27 protein-coding genes and 3 pseudogenes are annotated in these 19,984 nt (G+C 67.3%); 16 read left to right on the top strand and 14 right to left on the bottom strand.

Translation table 11 applies throughout. From position 1 onward, the window contains the following. Positions 1 to 146 precede the first annotated feature (146 nt). Positions 147 to 1,418, top strand: coding sequence for a CynX/NimT family MFS transporter (locus OHA03_RS02490; protein WP_267000243.1), 1,272 nt, complete (start codon positions 147 to 149; stop codon positions 1,416 to 1,418). A 63-nt stretch (positions 1,419 to 1,481) separates the two neighbouring features. Then, a complete protein-coding gene (locus tag OHA03_RS02485) occupies positions 1,482 to 2,150 on the top strand; it encodes an NUDIX hydrolase (protein ID WP_267000241.1) in 669 nt (222 codons plus the stop codon). A gap of 47 nt (positions 2,151 to 2,197) precedes the next feature. On the opposite strand, the gene OHA03_RS02480 is transcribed toward OHA03_RS02485, so the two are convergent. Further along, entirely contained in the window at positions 2,198 to 2,326 is a 129-nt protein-coding gene (locus tag OHA03_RS02480; RefSeq protein ID WP_267000239.1) for a hypothetical protein, read from the bottom strand. A 5-nt stretch (positions 2,327 to 2,331) separates the two neighbouring features. On the opposite strand from OHA03_RS02480, the pseudogene OHA03_RS02475 reads away from it, so the two are divergent. The 3 genes and pseudogenes from OHA03_RS02475 to OHA03_RS02470 all read left to right on the top strand — a co-directional run. Then, positions 2,332 to 2,913: pseudogene (locus OHA03_RS02475) on the top strand (DinB family protein); the annotation flags it as partial. Positions 2,914 to 2,938: 25 nt separating this feature from the next. Beyond that, the gene (locus OHA03_RS47990) at positions 2,939 to 3,157 is read left to right on the top strand and encodes a transposase (protein ID WP_354006164.1); all 219 of its coding nucleotides are present in this window, start codon (positions 2,939 to 2,941) and stop codon (positions 3,155 to 3,157) included. After that, entirely contained in the window at positions 3,055 to 3,579 is a 525-nt protein-coding gene (locus OHA03_RS02470) for an IS5 family transposase (protein ID WP_354006163.1), read from the top strand. The genes OHA03_RS47990 and OHA03_RS02470 overlap by 103 nt, the downstream gene beginning before the upstream one ends. A gap of 630 nt (positions 3,580 to 4,209) precedes the next feature. On the opposite strand, the gene OHA03_RS02465 is transcribed toward OHA03_RS02470, so the two are convergent. Beyond that, positions 4,210 to 4,581, bottom strand: coding sequence for a hypothetical protein (locus OHA03_RS02465; RefSeq protein ID WP_267000237.1), 372 nt, complete (start codon positions 4,579 to 4,581; stop codon positions 4,210 to 4,212). Here OHA03_RS02465 and OHA03_RS02460 point away from each other — a divergent pair. Together OHA03_RS02460 and OHA03_RS02455 are read left to right on the top strand one after the other, a co-directional pair. Continuing rightward, positions 4,574 to 4,838, top strand: a pseudogene (locus OHA03_RS02460) (hypothetical protein); the annotation flags it as partial. The gene OHA03_RS02465 and the pseudogene OHA03_RS02460 sit on opposite strands and share 8 nt — an antisense overlap. A 244-nt stretch (positions 4,839 to 5,082) precedes the next feature. Beyond that, entirely contained in the window at positions 5,083 to 6,660 is a 1,578-nt protein-coding gene (locus tag OHA03_RS02455) for an FAD-dependent monooxygenase (protein ID WP_267000235.1), read from the top strand. Between the two features lie 27 nt (positions 6,661 to 6,687). Here OHA03_RS02455 and OHA03_RS02450 read toward each other — a convergent pair whose 3' ends face one another. The 3 genes from OHA03_RS02450 to OHA03_RS02440 are packed head-to-tail and all read right to left on the bottom strand — an operon-like array spanning position 6,688 to position 7,568. Continuing rightward, on the bottom strand, positions 6,688 to 7,050 hold the full coding sequence (locus tag OHA03_RS02450; protein WP_267000233.1) for a helix-turn-helix transcriptional regulator: 363 nt from the start codon (positions 7,048 to 7,050) through the stop codon (positions 6,688 to 6,690). Positions 7,051 to 7,101: 51 nt separating this feature from the next. Then, positions 7,102 to 7,371: an NAD(P)-binding domain-containing protein gene (locus tag OHA03_RS02445; RefSeq protein ID WP_267000231.1), complete on the bottom strand. Its 270-nt coding sequence runs from the start codon at positions 7,369 to 7,371 to the stop codon at positions 7,102 to 7,104. Then, the gene (locus OHA03_RS02440; RefSeq protein WP_267000229.1) at positions 7,335 to 7,568 is read right to left on the bottom strand and encodes an FAD-dependent oxidoreductase; all 234 of its coding nucleotides are present in this window, start codon (positions 7,566 to 7,568) and stop codon (positions 7,335 to 7,337) included. The genes OHA03_RS02445 and OHA03_RS02440 overlap by 37 nt, the downstream gene beginning before the upstream one ends. Positions 7,569 to 7,697: 129 nt before the next feature. Here OHA03_RS02440 and OHA03_RS02435 point away from each other — a divergent pair, with 129 nt between their 5' ends. From OHA03_RS02435 to OHA03_RS02425, 3 genes are all read left to right on the top strand, one after another. After that, complete coding sequence (locus OHA03_RS02435; RefSeq protein ID WP_267007902.1) at positions 7,698 to 9,056, top strand: NAD(P)-binding domain-containing protein; 1,359 nt, start codon at positions 7,698 to 7,700, stop codon at positions 9,054 to 9,056. A 33-nt stretch (positions 9,057 to 9,089) separates the two neighbouring features. Next, entirely contained in the window at positions 9,090 to 9,554 is a 465-nt protein-coding gene (locus OHA03_RS02430) for an ArsI/CadI family heavy metal resistance metalloenzyme (protein ID WP_267000227.1), read from the top strand. A 303-nt stretch (positions 9,555 to 9,857) separates the two neighbouring features. Next, positions 9,858 to 10,415, top strand: coding sequence for a hypothetical protein (locus OHA03_RS02425; protein ID WP_267000225.1), 558 nt, complete (start codon positions 9,858 to 9,860; stop codon positions 10,413 to 10,415). A 416-nt stretch (positions 10,416 to 10,831) separates the two neighbouring features. On the opposite strand, the gene OHA03_RS02420 is transcribed toward OHA03_RS02425, so the two are convergent. Further along, positions 10,832 to 11,362 (bottom strand): DUF5959 family protein, encoded by a 531-nt coding sequence (locus OHA03_RS02420; protein WP_323181137.1) that lies wholly within the window; start codon positions 11,360 to 11,362, stop codon positions 10,832 to 10,834. Between the two features lie 22 nt (positions 11,363 to 11,384). Here OHA03_RS02420 and OHA03_RS02415 point away from each other — a divergent pair, with 22 nt between their 5' ends. Then, a complete protein-coding gene (locus OHA03_RS02415) occupies positions 11,385 to 11,513 on the top strand; it encodes a hypothetical protein (RefSeq protein ID WP_267000223.1) in 129 nt (42 codons plus the stop codon). A gap of 391 nt (positions 11,514 to 11,904) precedes the next feature. Here the strand turns inward: OHA03_RS02415 and OHA03_RS02410 are convergent, their stop codons facing one another. Beyond that, positions 11,905 to 12,816: a hypothetical protein gene (locus OHA03_RS02410; RefSeq protein ID WP_267000221.1), complete on the bottom strand. Its 912-nt coding sequence runs from the start codon at positions 12,814 to 12,816 to the stop codon at positions 11,905 to 11,907. A 314-nt stretch (positions 12,817 to 13,130) separates the two neighbouring features. Continuing rightward, on the bottom strand, positions 13,131 to 13,364 hold the full coding sequence (locus OHA03_RS02405; protein WP_267000219.1) for a hypothetical protein: 234 nt from the start codon (positions 13,362 to 13,364) through the stop codon (positions 13,131 to 13,133). Positions 13,365 to 13,448: 84 nt separating this feature from the next. Between OHA03_RS02405 and OHA03_RS02400 the strand changes: the two genes are divergently transcribed. The 3 genes from OHA03_RS02400 to OHA03_RS02390 all read left to right on the top strand — a co-directional run bounded on the left by OHA03_RS02400 (position 13,449) and on the right by OHA03_RS02390 (position 14,910). Next, positions 13,449 to 13,610, top strand: coding sequence for a hypothetical protein (locus OHA03_RS02400; RefSeq protein ID WP_267000217.1), 162 nt, complete (start codon positions 13,449 to 13,451; stop codon positions 13,608 to 13,610). A 41-nt stretch (positions 13,611 to 13,651) separates the two neighbouring features. Continuing rightward, positions 13,652 to 14,218: a YcxB family protein gene (locus OHA03_RS02395; RefSeq protein WP_267000215.1), complete on the top strand. Its 567-nt coding sequence runs from the start codon at positions 13,652 to 13,654 to the stop codon at positions 14,216 to 14,218. Positions 14,219 to 14,448: 230 nt separating this feature from the next. Beyond that, entirely contained in the window at positions 14,449 to 14,910 is a 462-nt protein-coding gene (locus OHA03_RS02390) for a hypothetical protein (protein WP_267000213.1), read from the top strand. A 98-nt stretch (positions 14,911 to 15,008) separates the two neighbouring features. Here the strand turns inward: OHA03_RS02390 and OHA03_RS02385 are convergent, their stop codons facing one another. Next, entirely contained in the window at positions 15,009 to 15,491 is a 483-nt protein-coding gene (locus OHA03_RS02385; RefSeq protein ID WP_267000211.1) for a hypothetical protein, read from the bottom strand. A 79-nt stretch (positions 15,492 to 15,570) separates the two neighbouring features. Between OHA03_RS02385 and OHA03_RS02380 the strand changes: the two genes are divergently transcribed. Beyond that, positions 15,571 to 16,359 carry a hypothetical protein gene (locus OHA03_RS02380; protein ID WP_267000209.1) on the top strand — a complete coding sequence of 263 codons (789 nt, stop codon included), beginning with the start codon at positions 15,571 to 15,573 and terminating at the stop codon, positions 16,357 to 16,359. Between the two features lie 634 nt (positions 16,360 to 16,993). On the opposite strand, the pseudogene OHA03_RS02375 reads toward OHA03_RS02380, so the two are convergent. The 4 genes and pseudogenes from OHA03_RS02375 to OHA03_RS02360 form a co-directional block, all read right to left on the bottom strand. Next, positions 16,994 to 17,173, bottom strand: a pseudogene (locus tag OHA03_RS02375) (hypothetical protein); the annotation flags it as partial. A 145-nt stretch (positions 17,174 to 17,318) separates the two neighbouring features. Beyond that, a complete protein-coding gene (locus OHA03_RS02370) occupies positions 17,319 to 17,711 on the bottom strand; it encodes a VOC family protein (RefSeq protein WP_267000207.1) in 393 nt (130 codons plus the stop codon). Then, the gene (locus tag OHA03_RS02365) at positions 17,708 to 18,010 is read right to left on the bottom strand and encodes a helix-turn-helix transcriptional regulator (protein ID WP_267000205.1); all 303 of its coding nucleotides are present in this window, start codon (positions 18,008 to 18,010) and stop codon (positions 17,708 to 17,710) included. The genes OHA03_RS02370 and OHA03_RS02365 overlap by 4 nt, the downstream gene beginning before the upstream one ends. Positions 18,011 to 18,031: 21 nt before the next feature. Beyond that, on the bottom strand, positions 18,032 to 18,178 hold the full coding sequence (locus OHA03_RS02360) for a hypothetical protein (RefSeq protein WP_267000203.1): 147 nt from the start codon (positions 18,176 to 18,178) through the stop codon (positions 18,032 to 18,034). A 255-nt stretch (positions 18,179 to 18,433) separates the two neighbouring features. Between OHA03_RS02360 and OHA03_RS02355 the strand changes: the two genes are divergently transcribed. Beyond that, a complete protein-coding gene (locus OHA03_RS02355) occupies positions 18,434 to 18,856 on the top strand; it encodes a hypothetical protein (RefSeq protein ID WP_267000201.1) in 423 nt (140 codons plus the stop codon). Between the two features lie 100 nt (positions 18,857 to 18,956). Here OHA03_RS02355 and OHA03_RS02350 read toward each other — a convergent pair whose 3' ends face one another. Further along, positions 18,957 to 19,484, bottom strand: coding sequence for a hypothetical protein (locus OHA03_RS02350; protein ID WP_267000199.1), 528 nt, complete (start codon positions 19,482 to 19,484; stop codon positions 18,957 to 18,959). Positions 19,485 to 19,984 lie beyond the last annotated feature (500 nt).

Genomic DNA, 19,984 nt, shown 5'->3' with positions numbered 1-19,984 from the left:
ACTCGCGTGGCGGGAGGTGCTCAAGGGACCGACCTCCCGCCACGCGGCACCGGTCACCCGGCCCTGGATGACCGTCGTGCGGGACAACACGCCAGCCACCACAAGGAGAACCCGTGCGCGACAGGAAGAGAGGTAGCCACCGCCGCGTGTCGACGTCACCCTGGAAGTACGTTGTGGCGACATGGCTCGCCGGCGTGCTGGCGGCAGTCGGCCTGGGTGCCGTCTCGCCGGCGGGATCCGCCCTGCGTTCGTCACTGGGGTTGTCAGCCGGTGCGCTCGCCTGGGCCACATCGAGCATTACGGCCGTGAGCGCCGTCCTCGGCATCCCAGCGGGATGGTGGATCCTCCGCTTCGGCGCCCACCGGGCTCTGCCCTGGGGCCTGTTCGTCATGGCGGTTGCAACCGTCATCAGCGCGACCGCCGGATCCTGGGGTCTGCTGCTGGGGTCGCGTGTCGCGGAAGGAGTCGGCTACCTGCTGGTGTTCGTGGCGGGTCCGGTCGTAATCACCCGCATGACGCAGGGCGGCATTCGATCGGCGGCGCTCGCGTTGTGGGGCACGTGCGTTCCGATGGGCCTGGCCGTCGCCGCGGCCCTGGGCGGAGTCCTGGCATCCCAGTGGACGTGGAACCGATGGTTCGCCCTCACAGCGCTCGGTCCCTTGATCATGGCCGGGGCGCTCACCGTCGTCCTGCCTCGGCTACCGAGGACACCCGTGCAGTACCCTCCTCGCGCAGTCGGCACCTGGAATGGGGCACTGAGGCTCGGTGCGGCGTACGGAAGCCTGTCGCTGGTCGGCGTCGCTGTGGTGATGGTCCTCCCGCTCTTCCTCACCGAGCGCCGAGAGGTAGCGCCGACTGTGGCCGGTACCGTGGTCGCACTCGTCTGCCTGGGGAGTGCGCTCGGGGGGCTTGCCGCCAGTTGGCTGCTGCGGCGCGGCTTGGCCCTCTCCTCGCTCGTCCCGCTGGGCGTACTGATGCCGGTGGCCTGCCTCCCCGCCTTCTCGGTCGAATTCCCACTCGCGGTCAGCGGCGGCGCCGCCACGCTTGTTCTCTTCGTCGACGGACTGTTGATCTCCGCAGTCTTCGCTGCCGTCCCCGCCGCGGTGAGCCGTGCTGAGCATGTCGATGTCGCCAATGGCATCCTCAACCAACTCGGCAGTGTGGGGATGCTGATGGGACCACCGGTCTTCGGCCTGGTCATCGCTGCGGCGGGATGGGGCGCCGTCGCTGCCGCTACCTTCGTCTTCGGCGGACTTGGCACAGTCCTTCTGCTGAAGGGCGCCCGTACGTCCGCGACCGGCACTGCGGACGGCGTGTCCCGGTCGCTCGACGCACCGGACGGTGTGGACGTGGGCGAGGGATCGGAGCCCTTGCGGAAGGCGCCCGATGTCAGCAAGCCCAACCCCAACAGAATCTGACCGAGCCACGGCTGTGGGGGTTCCCGAATGCCGACGGCGGCCTTCTCCTTGAAAGGGGGCAGGATGAAAATCGACTTCCTCCCGCTGCGGGACAACACCTGTGGCGAGTACTGCCTGTACTGCCACGCCGAGACCGTCGAATGGATCGTCGTGGACGGAAGGAAACGGTGCACCTGCGGTTCGTGCGGCCGCGAGGCCGGAAGAGCCGTCGTCGTCGATCCCCGCATCTGCTGGTGGACCGATTCAGACGGCGAGTACTGGCATGAGAGCGCCGGCGTATTCGTACGTGACCCACGAGGGAGATTTCTCTTCTTCCGGAGAACTGCCTTTCCCTACCGTCTGACCGTACCCGCAGGCCATGTTGAACGCGGAGAGGACCCCAAGCGCGCGGCAGCGCGGGAGCTCTGGGAGGAAGTAGGAATCCGCGACGCGCACGGGGACCTCCGGCTCGTTGCGGACGAGCATCTCAACGGAGACATGTGCAGAAGGGGCTCCGACGCCCATCGTTGGCACGCCTATCTGCTGGACGTCGACGACCGGGCAGCCGGAACTCAGGGGGAATTGACCGTGAACGAGGAAGGTGAGGAGCCCCTCTGGCTCACTCTCGACCAAGCACTCTCCTCCCAGCCGACGTTCGCCGTGGAACACATCATCGATCGGTATTCCAACAGACTCCTGCACGCCGTCGGGCGCACTCCCGGGGAGGGGACAAGCGAACGGTGTAACTCCTGATCATGGAAGATGCGCCGGTGACCAGTAACAAAACCTAAGAGGTTGTCTCACGTGGCAAGTTTCGCGAGCTTCTTGTAGCAGGTCAGGGCGGCGGCCATGGCCAGGCCTCGGCTCTGCCAGTCGTCGCGGACCACGTACGGGATCTTGAGACCACGAGCAGCCCATGGCAGGCTCATGCCGCATGATCGATGAATTCGCGAAAGGCAACCTGCACGGGAGACTGCGGCGGGACCGCAAGGCGCTGCTCTGGAAACTCGACGGCTTGTCCGAATACGACGCCCGCCGACCTTTGACAGCGACCGGGACCAACCTCCTCGGCCTGGTCAAACACGTGGCCACCGTCGAGGCCAGGTACTTCGGCGAGGTCTTCGACCGCCCTTCCCCGGAACCGCTGCCCCGGTGGCAGGACTCCAACGGCAGCGATCAGTGGGCGACCGAGGACGAGACCCGCGATCAGATCATCGGGTTCTACCGGCGCACGTGGGAACACTCGGACGCGACGATCAACGAGCTTCCCCTCGACGCCCCCGGCCACGTGCCGTGGTGGCCGGAGCCTTATGCCGACACGAACCTGTTCGCCATCATGGTCCATGTCCTCGGCGAGTCCATCCGGCATGCCGGGCACGCCGATATCCTGCGCGAGGGCCTCGACGGCCGGACCGGGTTGCGCGCCGAACACGAGAAGCAGATCGACGAGGAAGCCCGTGCAGCCTACTGCGCGAAGATCGAGCAGGCCGCCAGGTCGGCCGCACCAATCAAGGCTTTGAGGGGCTTAGAGGTTGTCTCAAGTGACAGTGGTGTACGCGCTGACCAGCGGCTGTGCCTGGCGGCATCTGCCGCCGACGTTCGGCACGTCGCCCGCCACCGCGCATCGCCGCTTCACGGTATGGACCGAGGCCGGCCTGTGGCGTCGGCTGCACCGGGCGGTGCTGGACGAACTCGGGGCCCGGGGCGAGGTGGACTGGACCTCGGCGATCGTCGACGCGGCCTCCGGGGGGGATCGCTGACCGGGCCGAACCCGGTCGATCGCGGCAAGAAGGGCAGCAAGCTGCACGTGCTGTCCGATGCCCAGGGCATCCCGCTCGCCGTCGCCATGTCCGGCGCGAACATGCACGACAGCCTCGCCCTCAAACCGCTCATCCGCGGCATACCCGCCGTCCGGTCCCGCCGGGGACCACGGCGGCGCCGACCCGTCAAACTCCGCGCGGACAAGGCGTACTTCTCCGCCGAACACCTGGCCTGGCTGCGCGAGCGCGGGCTCGTCGCGCGCATCGCGCGGCCCGGCATCGAGTCCGGCGAACGCCTCGGTCGGCACCGCTGGAAGATCGAACGGTCGATCGCCTGGCTCTTCGGCTACCGCCGCCTCACCGTCCGATACGAACGAAAGGGCTCGCACTTCCTCGCCTTCCTCGGCCTGGCCCCGCCCTGACCTGCTACAAGAAGCTCGCGAAACTTGCCACGTGAGACACCCTCTAAGCTTGTCGAGGTGGCTGTTGAGCCCGGATCCACCGGCTTGATTGCGGAGTGATCGCTTCGGAGGTGTTCCGGTCGTCGGGTGGATGATCTGCGGGTTGGGGCAGGGGGCGGCCGCTGGTCTGCCCAGCGCTTCCACATTTCCGCAGGTCTCGGGCCCTTTCGGGCGGGCCGGTCAGGGATTGTCAGACGGTCGGTGGCGGCGTGTGCACGGCGGTGAACAGTTGTGTGAAGTCGCCTGCCCAGGGCTGGCGTTCGGGCAGGTGGAGGGTGAGGCGGCGGGCCGAGCGGGCCAGGTGGGCGGCACGTTGATGAGGCGGTCGCGGATCGTGGCGGTGGTGGCTCTGGCGTGGAAGACGCCGGCCAGTGTGCCGGCGGCACGGGTGAGGTTGTGCGCGATGGCGGCGAGCGTGAGCGAGGCGGCGTTCGCCTGGAAGTGGCCCGATGGGGCGTGTTGTGATCACGGGGGCGGCCAGAGGCGTGGACACGATTCCCAGCAGCGCGTTGAGGCCCTTGACCTTGCTGTATCCGTACCTGGCACGCCTGCTCGGCGTAGTCGTAGTGCGGCGGATCGTATCGTCGATGTCTACATAGGCGACCTGGTCCGCACCGGGCAGCAGCGCAGTGCGCGAGGCCAGGCGGGACAACAACCGGCGGTCCACAGCGCGCAGTTGCTTGACATGCCCGTGCGTGAAGGAACGCAGAAACAACCCAGCGTGGACGGGGCCCGCACCCCGGCGAACAGACGGGGCAGTCTGCCGTGCCGCAGCCGGCCCATGTCATCGATACTGTCGGCACCCGCGACCATGCCACCCACCAGCGACACCACCTTCGCCGCGGGAAAGGTCCCGGTGCCGTCCTTCGAGACCGGCAGCCGCACCAACTCTTCGGTCAGCGCGGGCAGGCCGCACCACTCGGCCAGCCGCACCGCCGGCTCCAGCCCGCCGTAAGCGATCATCTGGTGCACCGGCTTCCGCCCCCGCCCTCTCCCACCTCGCCCCGCTCGAGCTGTGGGGAGCACGGGGCCACATACCCACCACCGGCACACAGGCTGTGGACCAACCCCGGCTCCATCTGATCGGTTACGGAGACTGGACCGGCCTCGCCTTCGCCACCCTCATCGGTGTCAGCCGCCCTGCACGCGATGCCGCCCGTGACATCGCGCGGCCGTTGGGCGTATCGACGCCCGTCAGCGCCCGCGCGGCCCGGACATGATGACGGCCATGCCCAAGCGACAGCCCAGCGCGCCGCTCACGTCGTAGCGGCCGGGCCGGCAACCGCACGGTCCTCGCCGATACAGTGTGCAGGCCGCGCATCTGCCACTCCGGCAGTCCCGCCGATCCGGGGACTTCCTAATCCTGAACACGGCGAACTCCGTCTGGGGTGGCGAAGCGGAACTCTCCCTCCAGGGTGTTCTTTCACTGCGCACGGCCGGGTCTTGAGGCGGCACACTGCTGCCATGATTGCGAGCGAACCGCTTGATGTACTGGTGGTGGGGGCGGGGCCGACCGGGCTGGCTCTCGCGGCCCAGCTGCATGCCTACGGCGTACGATTCCGGATCGTCGACCGGCACCTGGACCGGGCCCGGGAATCACGTGCGCTGGCGATTCAGCCGCGTACCTTGGAGGCCCTGGCCCCGTACGGCGTGACGGACGACCTGGTCACACGAGGGAACCCGGCCGTACAGCTGCGGATGCATCTTCCCGGGCGGACGGTACGGCTGCCGCTGTTCGACATCGGCGTCGGCGACACTCCGTATCCCTTCCTGCTGTTCCTGTCCCAGGCCGAGACAGAGTGTGTGCTCGGCGACCTTCTCACCCAGGCCGGTAGTACGACGGTCGAGCGCGGCAGTGAGCTGCTGGAGCTGACTGCAGAAGGCGCCCTCGCAGTCTGCCGGTTGAAGCATCAGGACGGGAGCGAGGAGAGGGTCAACGCACGCTATGTCGTCGGCTGCGACGGGGCGCACAGCACGGTCCGCGACCAAGCCGGTATCGGCTTCGAGGGCCACGCCTACCCGCAGACGTTCCTGCTTGCGGACCTGGAGGTGGACGGCCTGGAACGCGGTGCCGCGCACGCCTACATGACCGAAGCCGGGATGTTGTTCTTCTTCCCGCTCGGCTCACCGGCGAGCTGGCGGATGCTCGCGATACGCCCCCCGGGTACCCGCGACACCGAAAGGCCGGTGAACATCGAGCAGTTGCAGGCGATCGTCGACCGCTACGTGAGCGACCGGCTGCATCTGCGGGACCCGGTGTGGATGACCGACTTCCGGATCCAGAACAGGGGCGCCAAGAACTATCGCGCCGGCCGGGTCTTCCTGGCCGGTGACGCTGCCCACATCCACAGTCCTGCCGGGGCTCAGGGTATGAACACCGGCATCCAGGATGCGCTGAATCTCGGCTGGAAGCTCGCCCTCGTCTGCCAGGCCGCCGCGCCGGCCGCCCTGCTGGACACGTACGAGAGCGAACGGGCCCCGATCGGCCGGAACGTGCTGCGCTTCACCGACCGCGCCTTCACGATCGCCACCAGTCGCAACCCTCTGCTCCGGCTGGCCCGCACGCGGGTCGCACCCCGCCTTGCACCGCTGGTCCTACGCCTTCCGGGGCTGCGCGGCGCCGTCTTCCGTACGCTCTCGCAACTGGCCATCCACTACCGAAAGAGCCCTGCCACAACCGAGGGCCCGTATCCGCCCCGGCGTGGCCCACGCGCTGGTGACCGGCTCCCCGACACCGCCCGCAACCTGCACGCGCTGACGGCCGCACCCGGGTATCACGTGCTCCTGTGCGGCCCGAGCGACGGCTGGGACACCAGCTTGGTCTCATCCGCCGCCCGCGGCCGCGATCACCTGATCCACATCCACACACTGGATACGAGCGGACTCTGGGGGCCGGGCGTCACACACTGCCTGGTCCGGCCCGACGGCTACATCGCCTACCGAGCACGCGGCACGGACCTAACAGGTCTCCTCAACTATCTTGACGAGTGGCTTCCGCCGTCCGAAGCGGGAAACCATGGCTCAGCCCCCTCGTTGGCGTAGAACGATCCTTCGGCACCCGCTGCGTGGTTACCCGATGGAGGCGGGTGCCAGCATCGCCATCATGGCGGCCAGCACGGACGACTCGACCCGGTAGTAGACCCAGGTGCCCCTCCGCTCCGAGCTGAGCAGTCCCGCCTCCTTGAGCCTCTTCAGGTGGTGGCTCACGGTCGGCTGGGAGACGCCGACGTCGGAGATGTCGCAGACGCATGCCTCGCCGCCCGCGTGTGAGGCGACTGCTGAGAAGAGCCGCAGCCGGACCGGGTCGCCGAGGGCCTTGAACATGGCGGCGGTGCGTATCGCCTCCTCCGCCGTGAGGGGGCGTTCGGTCAGCGGCGGGCAGCAGGGCTCGACATCCGGCTCCAGCAGCGGCAGGACCTTGGCATTCGACATGCATCTATGTTGACATATGTCGAACCAGTCGCCCAGTGGCTGCTGATGCGTCTACCGCTGGGCGAGGGCTCGGGGCCCGGTAGTCCGCAACGTGCAGGACGGCAGGGCGGGGCGGTTCGGCTGACCGAAGCCGGCGGTGGCCGCGACTACTGCGCGTGCCGTCAGGCGCGACCCGTCCTCCAGTGCCAGCGCGAACCCGTCTCCGTCCGCCCGGACCTCGCTGACGCGGCGACCGGTGCGGATGTCGGCGTCCAGCTGGTTCGCGTATCGCAGTAGGTAGGCGATCACCTCGTCGCGGTGCGGGTACCTCCGGATCGCCACCGAAGGGCAGGCCGGGCAGGGAGCTGTACCGGGCCGGGGAGAACAGGGTGAGGCTGTCGTATGTAGTGCGGCCAGGAGTCGGCCGTCCGCCCAGAGGCTTCCAGCACCACCGGCTTCAGTTCCTGCTTCCGCAGGGCGTACGCGGCGGCAAGGCCGGACGGTCCGCCGCCGATGACAGCGACATCGAGATGTTCCATTACTAAACTCCACCTGCTTCGACTCATGTCTATGTTGACGCTCATCGAATCAGGTGCCATGCTGGCCGCACAAGCCATCGACGGATGTCGAAACAACCGGGAGTCATCGTGACTGTGCCGATTACTGGGGTGCCCACCACCGACCTGCCCACCGTTGTGATCGGAGCCGGTCCGATCGGCCTGGCTGCCGCAGCCCACCTCGTCGAGCGCGGCATCGAACCGTTCGTCCTGGAGGCCGGAGACAGTGCGGGCAGCGCGGTACGGGAGTGGAGCCACGTACGCCTCTTCTCGACCTGGGCCGAGCTCGTCGACCCGGCGGCCGAGAAGCTCCTCGCCCCAACCGGCTGGGTGAAGCCGGACGGCGCCACGTACCCCACCGGCGGCGACTGGGCGGAGCGGTACCTCCAGCCGCTGGCCGACACCCTGGGCGACATGGTCCGCTTCGGCGCCCGCGTCACCGGTGTATCCCGCCTTGGCCGCGACCGGGTCGTGGATGCCGACCGCGAGCAGCAGCCTTTCACCGTGCATATCCTGAGCGCCGACGGGACCGAGGAGCGGATCACAGCCCGCGCGGTCATCGACGCCTCCGGCACATGGTCCACACCCAGCCCCATCGGCGGTGACGGCCTCCCGGCTCTCGGTGAGCTCAACGCTTCCGACCGCATCTCCTACCGTGTCCCCGATCTCAAGGACCCGGCCGTACGCGCCCGTTACGAAGGCAGGCGCACCGCCGTCATCGGATCCGGCGCCTCTGCGTTCACTGCCCTCGCCTACCTGGCAGACCTGGCGAAGGACGTCCCGAACACGCACGCCGTGTGGATCCTGCGGCGCGACATCAGCGGCTCCACCTTCGGCGGCGGCGAAGCCGACCAGCTCCCCGCTCGCGGCGCACTGGGCCTCGCCGCCAAGGCCGCCGTGAGTGACGGTTACGCCGATGCCGTCACCGGCTTCCGTACGACGGCGGTCGAGCGGAGCGGCGAGCAGCTGGTGCTCGTGGCCGAAGACGGCCGCCGCCTCGGCCCGGTCGACGAGGTCATCGTCCTCACCGGTTTCCGCCCCGACCTGTCCTTCGTCGAAGAGCTCCGTCTCGGTCTCGACGATCGTCTCCAGGCTCCGGTCGAACTGGCCCCGCTGATCGACCCCAACGTCCACTCCTGCGGCACCGTCTACCCGCACGGCGTCAACGAGCTCTCGCACCCGGAGAAGGACATCTACCTCGTCGGCATGAAGAGCTACGGCCGGGCCCCGACCTTCCTCGCCATGACCGGCTACGAGCAGGTCCGCTCCATCGCAGCCGCCCTCGCCGGAGACCAGGAGGCGGCTGAGCGAGTCGAGTTGACCCTCCCCGAGACCGGAGTCTGCGGCGGCGCGGGCCTGTTCGACGAGCCCGAAGCCACCAAGGCGGACGGCGAAGGCGGCGTCTGCTGCGCGGCTCCCACCACCCTCCAGATCGGCATCGGTGCCCCGGCCACCTCCGGCGGCTGCTGATCCACACCCCACTCACACAGCAGGAGGCTCGTCATGTCCCGCGTACAGCTCGCCCTCCGCGTCCCCGATCTCACCGCGTCCATTGCCTTCTACACCAAGCTCTTCGGCACCGAGCCCGCCAAACTCCGTGACGGCTACGCCAACTTCGCCATCGCAGAGCCTCCGCTCAAGCTCGTCCTTGTCGAGGGCAACGCGGGAGAGGACACCCGCATGGACCACCTCGGTGTCGAGGTCGAATCCACCGACGCCGTGCACGCCGCGACCACCCGCCTGAGCGAGGCGGGTCTGGCCACGGCCGAGGAGAACGACACCACCTGTTGCTACGCCCTCCAGGACAAGGTCTGGGTCCACGGCCCGGGCCAGGAACCCTGGGAGGTGTACGTCGTCAAGGCCGACGCCGACACCCTGACCAAGCAGGAAGGCAGTACGTGCTGCGCCGGCCCGGCCGCCGACAAACCCGGCCCCACCGAACCTGTCGCCGCCGGTGGCTGCTGCTGATCCGTCGATGACCGACCTCCATACCCACGAAGCCGCGACCGGAACAGGGGACCGGTCGCGGCCTCGCGCCGCTCTTCCCGCCTTGTGCGCCACCCAGAGCGGACGCCTGCTGAGCTGCGGCGTCGTTGATCTGCGGGGGAGTGCCCACCCATCCGTGGTTCCCCGTGGTTCTCCGCTCGTCTCCCGCTGAACGGGCACGCAGGGGGCACGCTGCGCGGGGGATCTGGACAGAGCGACTGTGCTCCGACATGCTGCATCGGCGATCATGCGCAGCGGCGGCTGCACGGTGCAGTGGGGTGGGGTTTGGTTAAGCAAGCGCAGGCCGAGGCTTCGCCGCCGGAGCGCATCCGTTACCGGCGGACCCGTTTCCAGTGCGCGCTGCCCCTTCTGCCCGCTGCTGTCCTCGGTGTTGTCATCGAGATCACCGAGATCTTGGACGGGATGAGAGGGGATCCGTTCAGCCTTGGGGCTGCCAACCTGTTTTGGCTGTGGATCGCCATGCCGTTGTTGGCAATGATCGTCTTCCCGCGCTACGGGGTCACCCTCACGCCATCGGCGGCCGTCGTGCACAATCTGCGCCGCCGGATCATCCCGTGGTCCGACGTGCAAGGCGTCCACACCGAGTCTTCCCTGGGGCAGCGGACCGTCGTGATCTATGAGGCCAGCGGTTGCCGTACCCGTCTGCGGGCGCCCATGACTGGGGTCCTCGGCTGGGATCGCAGGTTCGAGGAGAAATTCCACACCATCGGACGATGGTGGCTGGCGCACCGCGGACCGGATTGGACTCCTGTCCCGTCACCGCGGACGCGGCGAGACAGTCAATCAGCGTCCAACGGGAACCCTTTCGCGCCTCCCGCGTAGCCGACGGCTGACGCCCTGTGCCGCGACTGCTCGGCTTTGCCTGGGTCGAAGGTGGTCGGGATGGGAACCCACAGCGCTCGCCACGATCCGGCTGGCACTCGTGAAGTGTGACCAACACCCGCGTGCTGGGCGTAATGCTGGGGACTGTTCCGGGTGCAAAGCGTTGCAACAGTTGCTCTCGGAGCTATTGGACTGGCGCATGGTCCAGGGCGACTTCGAGTTCGCCGGCTGCCGCCCTCTGAGGTCTGTCATGTACCAGCGCATATCACCAATGAACGGCCTGGCCAATCCTTGTCTTGTGGCCGTCCTGAGCGAGTTCTCACCAGATGGCGGCCCCGGCCAGGAGCCGTTGCATGGTCAAAGGAGCCGTGTGGATCGCAACACTGGGAGTGTGGTGCGAGAGGGCGAGATCGCGGTCAGGGACGTGCGCCAGGGTGATCCTCTGCGCCAACGCCAAGAGCGGCTCGGGCCGCCGCGAGCCGCTCCCTGGATTCGGCTATCCACTCTTCGCCCATGTCGAGCGGCACGGAGACGACGATCTGGGTGCTGGTGCCGTCGTGTACTTCGACCACGTAGGGGTCTTCGGCGATGAAGCGGAGGTAGGCGGTGCGGCCTGATCGGGGCCAGTCCGCCGTGAACGGCTCGTCGAGGTCGGCCTCCTGTTCGGCTTCTTCGATGGCGTCGAGAAGCCGGCCCCAGTCTGAGAGGTCCTCGGAGTCGAACCCGAGGTGGACAGTCCCATTCACGAAGCCGCTGGTGACGACGGCCTCCGCGTCGTAGTGGCGGACTGCCGGAGTTTCGAGGGTGGGCTCGGTCGAACGTAGACGAACGCTGATGCTCTGGGTGAGGTCGGCCAGCCGGATCAGCTCAATCTCATCTGGCTGTGTATTCGTGTCCATGGCCGGGAACCTACGGCAGGCGCTCAGCAACGACTCCGGCTCAGTCAACCCATCGACGAGGGAGGATCGGGTGACCGAGCTCTATGCGGGGACGGACGCCGCCAAGGCTGCGCACCACGGCACGGTGATCGACACAGACGGGACAAGGGTGCTGTCGCGCCGAGTGCCCAACAACGAGCGCGAGCTCCTGGAGCTGTGAGTTGTCTTGCTCTTTTGCTGGGGAAGTGACGGAGCGGGGCCACTGACTGCAGGGCGGCGGAGTCTCAGTGGGTGAGTCAAGCTGCTGTCGCCCCTGAAAAACGTCTTGGCAGTGATGTCACCGTGGGTTCAAAGCCCACCGCCTTTGCGGGTACAGCGATGAAGTTGGCCCCTGACCAGCCAAGTTGGTCAGGGGCCGTTCACGTTCGTGCTCGCCCTGATCGACCGCTGCTCCCCGTGGTCCCCGATCCATTGGGCACGCAGCGCGGTTCTGCCACCTGCTGTGGAGCCGACTCTTACTCGCTCAGTGGTCTGCTTGAATTCGCGATCGGGGCTGTTCGCTCACGTTGCTGTCAACCAGTGATGCCAGTTGATCTCGTGGCCACCTGAGGTCAGGCCCTGGAAAGCGTGACCTCTGACTCCTGCTGCCCAGTGTCGACAGTGACCGGGTAGTCCCGGTCATCCGCCTGGGCCCTGCTGCGCATCGTTGCGGTGCCGGGTTCGAACGAGGTGCTGGGGTCCTGGCTGGTCAGCTTGATGAACCAGGGAACGGGCGAGCCCGGGGTGCACGCCACGGTCGTCTCGTAGGACGCGCCTGGCGTCCCCTTCTTCAGGATCTGGAAGACCTGGCCGGTGAGCGAGACGCTTGCAGGCTTGTTGCATGTCACGGTGCCACCGACGGTGATCTGACCGTTCTTGACGTTCGCTGTGCCAGTGGGATCGGTGTTCATCGTCATGGCGAGTTCGGCCGGCGGTTCGGGCATGACTGCGTGAACTGCACCACGCAGAGGCACCGTCGAACCGTTGCAGTACTGCTCGAAGGTGACGTCAAGTTCGCGGACGTAGCCGTAGGGGCCGAAAGCTATGTGCTCGATGGTGAAGGAGCCAGAGTTGGTGTTACACCCTTTTTCGGTCCCGTTGTCGATCCCTGCGAACTCCAGTTCCGGATCCCCCGGCTGGGCGTAGGGCCATTTCTTCGCCCCGGCGTACGTGATGCCCTCAGTCAGCTTCTGTCCATCGGGGGCGGCGATGATGAGACGCCAGAGCGTACCCTGGTCCGAATCTATCGCGATGGTAAGGCTGTTCTCGTCCCTGCTGCCCCCGACGTCGAACATCTGGACCGCTCCGGCCGTGTACTCATACGACTGACCGCCTGAGATGGGCTCACCCGGATCACCGCTGAAGCTCAGCGTTCCCGACGTCGCGCTGTAGGCCTGTGCCGTGCCCGCCAGCGGTGCGGCTATGAGTGCGACTGTCATCGCCGCGACAACGCTCAGCGCCCGGGCCAATATGCGTCTCGGCATGGTACTTCTCGTCAAGGTTCCCCCAAGGGAATATCTCGCTCTTGGTCGACCCAATGCGCGATAAATATGTAATTGAGGCCAAATCGGATGAAGTATGAATCTTTGAGAGGCCGTCAAGCCTCATCTATGGAAGCGCAGGAGCGTTAGCAAACGTCACACTGGCCTCAGAAGTCCCGTCCACTACATCCATGGAATCGTCCCCTGACCAGCCAACTTGGTTAGCGGCCTTCCGCATCGCGGCACACCGCAATCGATCGTTGTTCTGCCAGCGGCTGGTGAAAGTTTGATCGGGGATCATCCCAGGTCGGGCCGAGCTACGGAGCTCCGAGCCGGTCGCCTGACTTCCGGGTTGTGGCTTTGCGCAGCCTGCGGGCCTGCCGCGGCGGAGCCCAGTACAGCGGAGCCACCACCACCAGTGACATCACCGCAGTGAGCATCCAGCCCGCGTAGATGTCCGCAAGCCTGGTGACGAAGCTCATGACGACGGTGACCGCAGCCCAGACAGCCGGCCACTGAGCTGCCTTGACCACTCGTTCCTGTCGTCGCATGGCGCAAGGGTACGGATGGGGAACGGTCGCTGGGCTCACGCTGCAGTCAAGCTTCCCTACGTTGCCTGCGGGATCGGGCACACGGTGGAGACCGCCGCCGGATTCGTCCTGCTGACGCCCCCGCCGTGCCTGCTCGTCGTGCACTGTCGGCCGAAGCGCGCCCTGGGCAGGGACGACACCGATCGGCTGCGCGGCGTACTCGACCGCCACCTGAACCGGGACGGCGGCCGTCCGCCCCGGCACTGAGGTTCGATATGATCCGCGGATCTTCGTACCGGGGAGGGAACATGGCCGAGGGCCGCAGTGCCGAAGGCACCGACAACAGCGCGGAGACCTCTGACGATGTCGTGGACGAGCAGACCGCGGTCCAGTTGGTGTATCGACCCCAGTCTGCCGACGCACTGGTCGGACTGCGGGTCCGCGAGCGGATCAAGCGGACCGGGCTACTGCTACGGCGTGTGTTCCTCACACTGTGGGTAGGGCAGTGGCTGCTCGCCGCCGTGGGCCGCGGGAGTATCGACGTGATCTCGACCGTTCTGTTCTTGTTCGTCGTCCTGGTGGTGTGGGGGTACCCGCGGCTGCAGGCCGCCCACGTGCAGCGGATCATTGGATGGCAGGGCGAGTACCGCGCCACCGTGTCTCCGACCGGGATCACCTGCCGCAACGACCACAGCACGTTGGTTCAGAAGTGGTCCGTCTACCAGGGCTACCGGGAGACGGCAGGTCACTTCGTCCTGCTCAGCAGGGACCCCAACATCATGTACCTCGGTGTCCTGCCCAAGCGGGGCGTGCATGAGGCCGGGGGCATCGACCGGCTGCGGGCCATCCTGGACCAGCACGCCACTCGCGTGTGACGAACTTGAAAGGCACCCGGCGCCGGCTGGTCGATCCGGCTGCCTCCGCTGTCGAGGTCGCCGCCTCCTGGCCGGCCTCTCTCGTGTGACCAGGCTGATGTGTCCCCGCAGTACTGGATCCATGCCCGGGGCGGGCCCGGCTGCTGGGGGGACTGCTGGACTCCCACTCTGCGCCTGCCGCTACAGTGCGATGCTTGTTCGATTCGCCGCAGGGCGGAGGGGGAGGGGTTTTGAGCGCACAACTGAGGGACACCGCAGGGGAGTTGGCGGGGGTGTTGTGGCGGGAACACACCGTGTATCGGGAGCGGTCCGGTGGTGCGGTCATCCGGGGTGAGCATGTACGGCGGTGGATCAGCCTCGCTCCGGCGGGCGGCCAGGGCGAGGTCCTCGTACGCGCGGGACGCATCCTGGACGGCGGCACCACCGCTCCGGCGCGTTCGGAAGCCGTGGTGCCCCTTTCCGCCGGTACAGGCGTGCTCGCCGCGACCTGCCGTCGCCTGCTCGCCGAGGCGGCGGCTGATGTGGAGCCGGTCGCGCCGGGACGGGCAGCGCCCGGGCGGCCCAATCGGTCCGGGACGGCCGCGCGGCCCAAAGGCACTGGGAAACACACCAGTTTCGGTTCATGGGTGATCCTCGCCTGTGTCGCCGGTGTGGTCGCCCTGTACGTATACAGCACCGCGATGCACGGCTGACCAGTCAAGGAGTCCGAATCGCTCGCGCACCCGATCGTGCAGCTTGACTTCCTTCAGAGGGCTCCCCTTAACCCCTCTCACCTGCAGCTTCTCCGTTGCTAGGCACACCTGGGGGCAAGTGCGTCCGTACGACAAGCTGCGCGCAGAGTCAGTCGGTGCAGCCCGGAACGCTGCTGGATGGAGTGCAGTTGTCCGGGATGTTGTCGCGGACGTGGGAGTGGTCCACCGTGACGGTGGCGCTGGGGCTTTGTTGGTAGATGCCGCCGCCGGTGCCGGCCGCCCTCTGCGGTGTTGCGCTCCACCGTGGAGTAGGCCAGATTCACCGTGCCGCCGTTGTAGATGCCGCCGCCTTGGCCGATTGCGGTGTTGCGCTTCACTGTGGAGCGGCTCAGGTTCAGAGTGGCGCCGCCTTCGTTGCTGATGCCGCCACCGAATTGGGCGGTGTTGTTCTCCACTGTGGAGTCGGTCAGCGTGGCCGTACTGCCGCTGATGACGTACATGCCGCCGCCATCATCTGCATTAATGCCGTCCGGCATCGGCTCTAGGAGTACAGGGCCGCTGTCCAGGTCGGTGTCCGGCAATCTGTACGGCATCTTGATGCCGGGTGCACCGCCTGGTGAACGATGCTGTGAGAGCGGAGTATGCCAGGGCGACGGAACGGTGGGGGAGACGGACGTGGTGGGCGGGGCACGAGAAGGTATCCGGCAATCCGCAGGAGGGGCGCGGCGCGTTCGCGCGTTCGGCCTGTTGCTCGTCCTGGTGTCGGGAGTGCTGTTCGCCCTCGTACCGCTCGCCGAGAGGGACAACCGGGCGTACGCCGCGGCGCCGGACTGCCCGGTCGGTACCCGCTCCGACACATGCCGGGCGGCCGTCGTGGCGACCGTCACGGACAAGAAGACCGATTTCAGCGGGAAGACCCACAAATACTTCCTCACCCTGCGTCATACGGACCGTCCTGAAGGGGGCGAGCACCGGGTGCGCATGGCCGGCTCGCTGCAGGTCTACGACTCCGTGCGCCGCGGCGACCGTGTGACCGGCATCTACTGGAACGACAAACTCCGTGCGATCAGGTTCGGTTCCCTTACGCAGGAGACCTATCGGTCCCCCGTCCACGACGGGCGGCTGCCCGGGGCGTTCGCCGTGGCGGCGCTGGCCTCCGGGCTAGGACTCCTGTCGTACTGGTGGTGGCTGCGGTATCGACCCACACCCAACGGGGCCACACAGACCTGGGAGCCCATCGCCGGGCTCGTGGCGGGCTTGGCCCTCGCGCTCGGGGGCTTCCCGATTGTGCTGATGGGTTCTGACGACGGGGGCGGGGGGACGAGCTTCAAGGTGATGGCCTGGGCCACCGTCCCGATCCTGCTGCTGTCCGTCCTGTGGAGCTGGTGGCCAGTGCGCCGGGGCGCGTCGAAGGTCGCCGGGGTCGCCCCACCGAGCGGCAGTGCCTGAGAGCGGTGGTGCACGGGACGTGCCCTACAGGAGGCCGGGCTGTTCTACCGCGCTCGCGCAGCCACGGCTTTCAAGACCGGTCCGCTTATCGCCACTACGAGCCTTTGACCTGGGCATACAGGTCCAGCAAGATTCGCATGCGCACTTCCTGGCCGGAGATCGGCCGACCGCTCCCGTCAGCGAATCCTTCGTCCCGCCCGCCATCACACTCGCGGTAGTCGGACGAACTGGCTAGAACCACCAAGAAGTCCGCGGCGAAGAAGAGTGCGGGCCGGAAGTCGAGGAGTGCCTGACTACCCGAGCACCCCCAACTCGGTGTCAGGCCGACAGTGGATGCGGGCCCGGATCCCGTCGGCGAGGGGGCCGCGACTGCTCGGTCTGCCTGGGGCAAAGAAGGCCGGGATGGAAGCCCACGACGCTCACCACGATTCGGCCGGCACTCGCAACCAGGCCCTGTCCATCCCGGAGTCTGAGCGCCCCCGCCGGAGGCATGTCTTGTGCCTTCCGTTTCCTTTCGTCCAGGCTCTCTCGCTTGGCCTAACGGCCGCATGAATTCGTCTATTTGCCACTAATGCAGATACATGCTGAAAACATGTCGACATCTCGAAGAAGGGCAGGAGCTGGGGTGGGCGCCTCATCGTGGCAGTACAAGCGCCTTTGGTTCGCCAGTGAGCACGGGCTGTCGCCGTGAGATGGAAGCCGACTTCGCGCATGAGGGCGTTGAGGGCGTCGAGGTGTAGCCGGTCCGGTGGTTGGGCCACTCGAAGGCGGTGCGCAGCTCGCTGGGCTCGAACCGGTGGAAGAGGTGGACGGGCTTGCCGCCGTTGGACGAGTGCGTGACGGTGCGTGTGCCGGCCGAGAGGTTTCGAGGAACTCCGGAGTCAGGCCCACGCCGCCGGCGAACCCCAGGGCGAGGGTCCGGTCGCCGGCGCGGCCGAGCCCCGCACGCGGCCGACCGCCTACTGCGGCTTTGTCGCGATCTGGATCAGGTTTCCGCAGGTGTCGTCGAAGACGGCGGTGGTGACGGGGCCCATCTCCAAGGGTTCCTGGGTGAAGCGGACTCCGAGGCTGCGCAGGCGCTCGTACTCCGCCTTCACGTCGTCGACGGCGAACTGGGCGAGCGGGATGCCGTCCTTGACGAGGGTGTCGCGGTAGGGCTTGACGGCCGGGTGGCCGGCGGGCTCCAGGAGGAGTTCGGTGCCGCCGGGCTCGTCGGGCGAGACGACGGTCAGCCACCGGTCCTTCTCGCCCACCGGGACGTCGTGTTTCTTCACGAAGCCGAGGATCTCGGTGTAGAAGCGCAGAGCCTTGGCCTGGTCGTCGACGAAGACACTGGTCAGATGAATCTTCATGGGGTGCTCTCCTTCGGTCCGGATGTGTCGGGCACGAACCATCGCTCGGCGATCTGCCGCAGCGGGGCCGTGTTCAGGTCGTGGAACTTGTAGCGGCCCTCCCGCCTGGTCTCGACGAGCCCTGCGGCCTCCAGCACGGCGAGGTGCTGGGAGACCGCCTGGCGCGAGATGCCGAGCTGATGCTTCATGCTCAGTCGCGAGCAGATCTCGAACAGTGTCTGTCCGGACTTCTCTGTGAGCTCGTCGAGGATGGTGCGGCGGGTGGGGTCGGCCAAGGCTTTGAAAAGGTCGTCGTCCACGACCACAGGATAGGCAACTGCTCACTTGCCTATCAAGTCGAGGTGCGCCGCGTCCCGAGTCGGCCCGCCGTTGGCGTGGGTGTCGAGCCCGGCCGTGGCAGCGGCATGCGCGGCCGGTAGCCGGAGCGCGAGGCTGGCCATCGTCCGGACGACCAGCAGCCGTTCCACGATTCCGCTCTCGGCCGGCAGCCGGCCGTTGCAGTTGCTCCACCGCGCGGTCGCCGTCGTCGAGGAAGAGGCCCAGGCTCTCGATCGCCGTCCGGCGCACCAGCGGTTCCGGGTTCGCCGCGTAGCGGACGAAGGCGTCGGTGTGTTCGCGCATCAGCGCCGCGCTGTCCATGTGGGCCGTCGACTCGGTGCCGTCCGGCGAGAAGAGGACGGCAGGGATCGGAACGGAACACATACCCGCAGCGTCCGAGGAGCATGAAAGTATCGCGCCACGTCGCTGTCCTGCTCCTGAGCGCTGGGCTGTTGCTCTCCGGCTGCTCGTCCTCGTCCGACAACCCGGGCGACGAGGGGTACACCGGCCCCACCCTGCCCGCCCGCACCGTCGCGAAGGACAAGTGGCAGGAAGGGCCGGCCAAGCCCAAGCAGCACAAGCCGTATCCGTACGACATCTATACGCACTGCGGGATCAAGTGGCTGAAGTTCGGCGGCCGTTGGTGGGTCCTCGACTCCGTGTTCCCCGGTGTCGAGCAGGTCAAGGGGGAGCAACCCTCGCAGAACAGCCAGAGGCTGGCCGGTTACATGACCCTGATCGGCCCGGACACTGCCAACTTCGACGCCGTCGGGACGCCCACGATGCAATTCGTACCGACCGAGGACGAGCCGCCGGGCTGCGCCTAGGCGGGCGGATCCTGCCGGGGCCCCTATGGATGGGGCCCACAGCCCCGGCCCATGGCGTTCCGCGCCCGCACCGACGAGAAGTGAGGGCCACGAGCGGGGTTCAGTAGCGCAGCACTGCGGCAATCCGGTCATGTTCGGTGAGACGGTCGTCGGGGAGGAAGACCACTTCGGTGCCGTGGTCCAGGGCAGTCTCGACGAGTTCGTCGACGATGTCCTCGCGAACGCCGGCCTCCCAGCCGCCCTCTGGTTCGCCGCTCAGCGGGGTGAGGTGGCCGTCGGTCAGCCGAACGGTGGGCTGGAAGTGCTCCTCGACGGCGATCATCGCGGCGCGCCCGGTGCTGGCAGCTTCCCAGACCTCATCCAGCCCGGCGGCGAAGGTTCGCCGACTGCGGGCATCGTCCAGCGCCGTGTCGACCCGGCTGGTCTCCTGGGCGGCCAGTGCGGCGCGGGCGGGTTCGAGTTCCTGGAGGAGGACGCTTTCGGGGCCGTCGGTGAGGTTACCCTTGACCACTGTGGCGGCCGGGGCGCGGGCTGCGGTGCCGACCTCCTGCAACAGGGTCATGGCCTCGGCGAGTCCGACGAGAAACAGTGGGCGGGGCTCGGCAGGTGCCATTCCAGCGGAGTCCACGCGGAGCAGCGTAGAGGGAGCAAGGTCGGCTGTGCGCGTCGATGGCGCCAACCGGCCCGAACGGATCCAGAGCGGTAGCCCGGGGAGGTAGCTCCTTGCGCCGTTCCGGCGGACGCACGATGGTTCCTCGGGCCGTTCAAGATTGGTGAGCCAATGGTCGGGGTGGTTGTTGAGCCGTATATCTGTGCTGCTTTGATCAGCGCGTGACACGTAGTGATGATGTGACTGGCGGCAGAGCGCGACTGGCCGTCGTTTTCGACGGAGCTTCCGTCGTGTGCTGGTTCTGCTGCCCCTTCTGGATGGTTGTGTGGCCGCTTGCCCTGCCAATCGGTCTTACAGGCGTTGTCCGGGGATTCATCGAGTGCCGAGCCGCCTCCCGTCAGGGCGTCAGCCGTGCCCAACCCTTGATCGGTTTGGCGCTCGCGGCGGTAGGGACGGCAGCGGCAGTCGCGTACATGATCTTTGTGGTCACGCATCCAGACCTGCCGATTCAGGGGTAG

Origin of the sequence: Streptomyces sp. NBC_00154, assembly GCF_026342835.1 — a bacterium.
GTDB lineage: Bacteria > Actinomycetota > Actinomycetes > Streptomycetales > Streptomycetaceae > Streptomyces.
The sequence above is the reverse complement of the archived record's forward strand: the minus strand, read 5'-3'. Positions and strand labels throughout refer to the sequence as shown.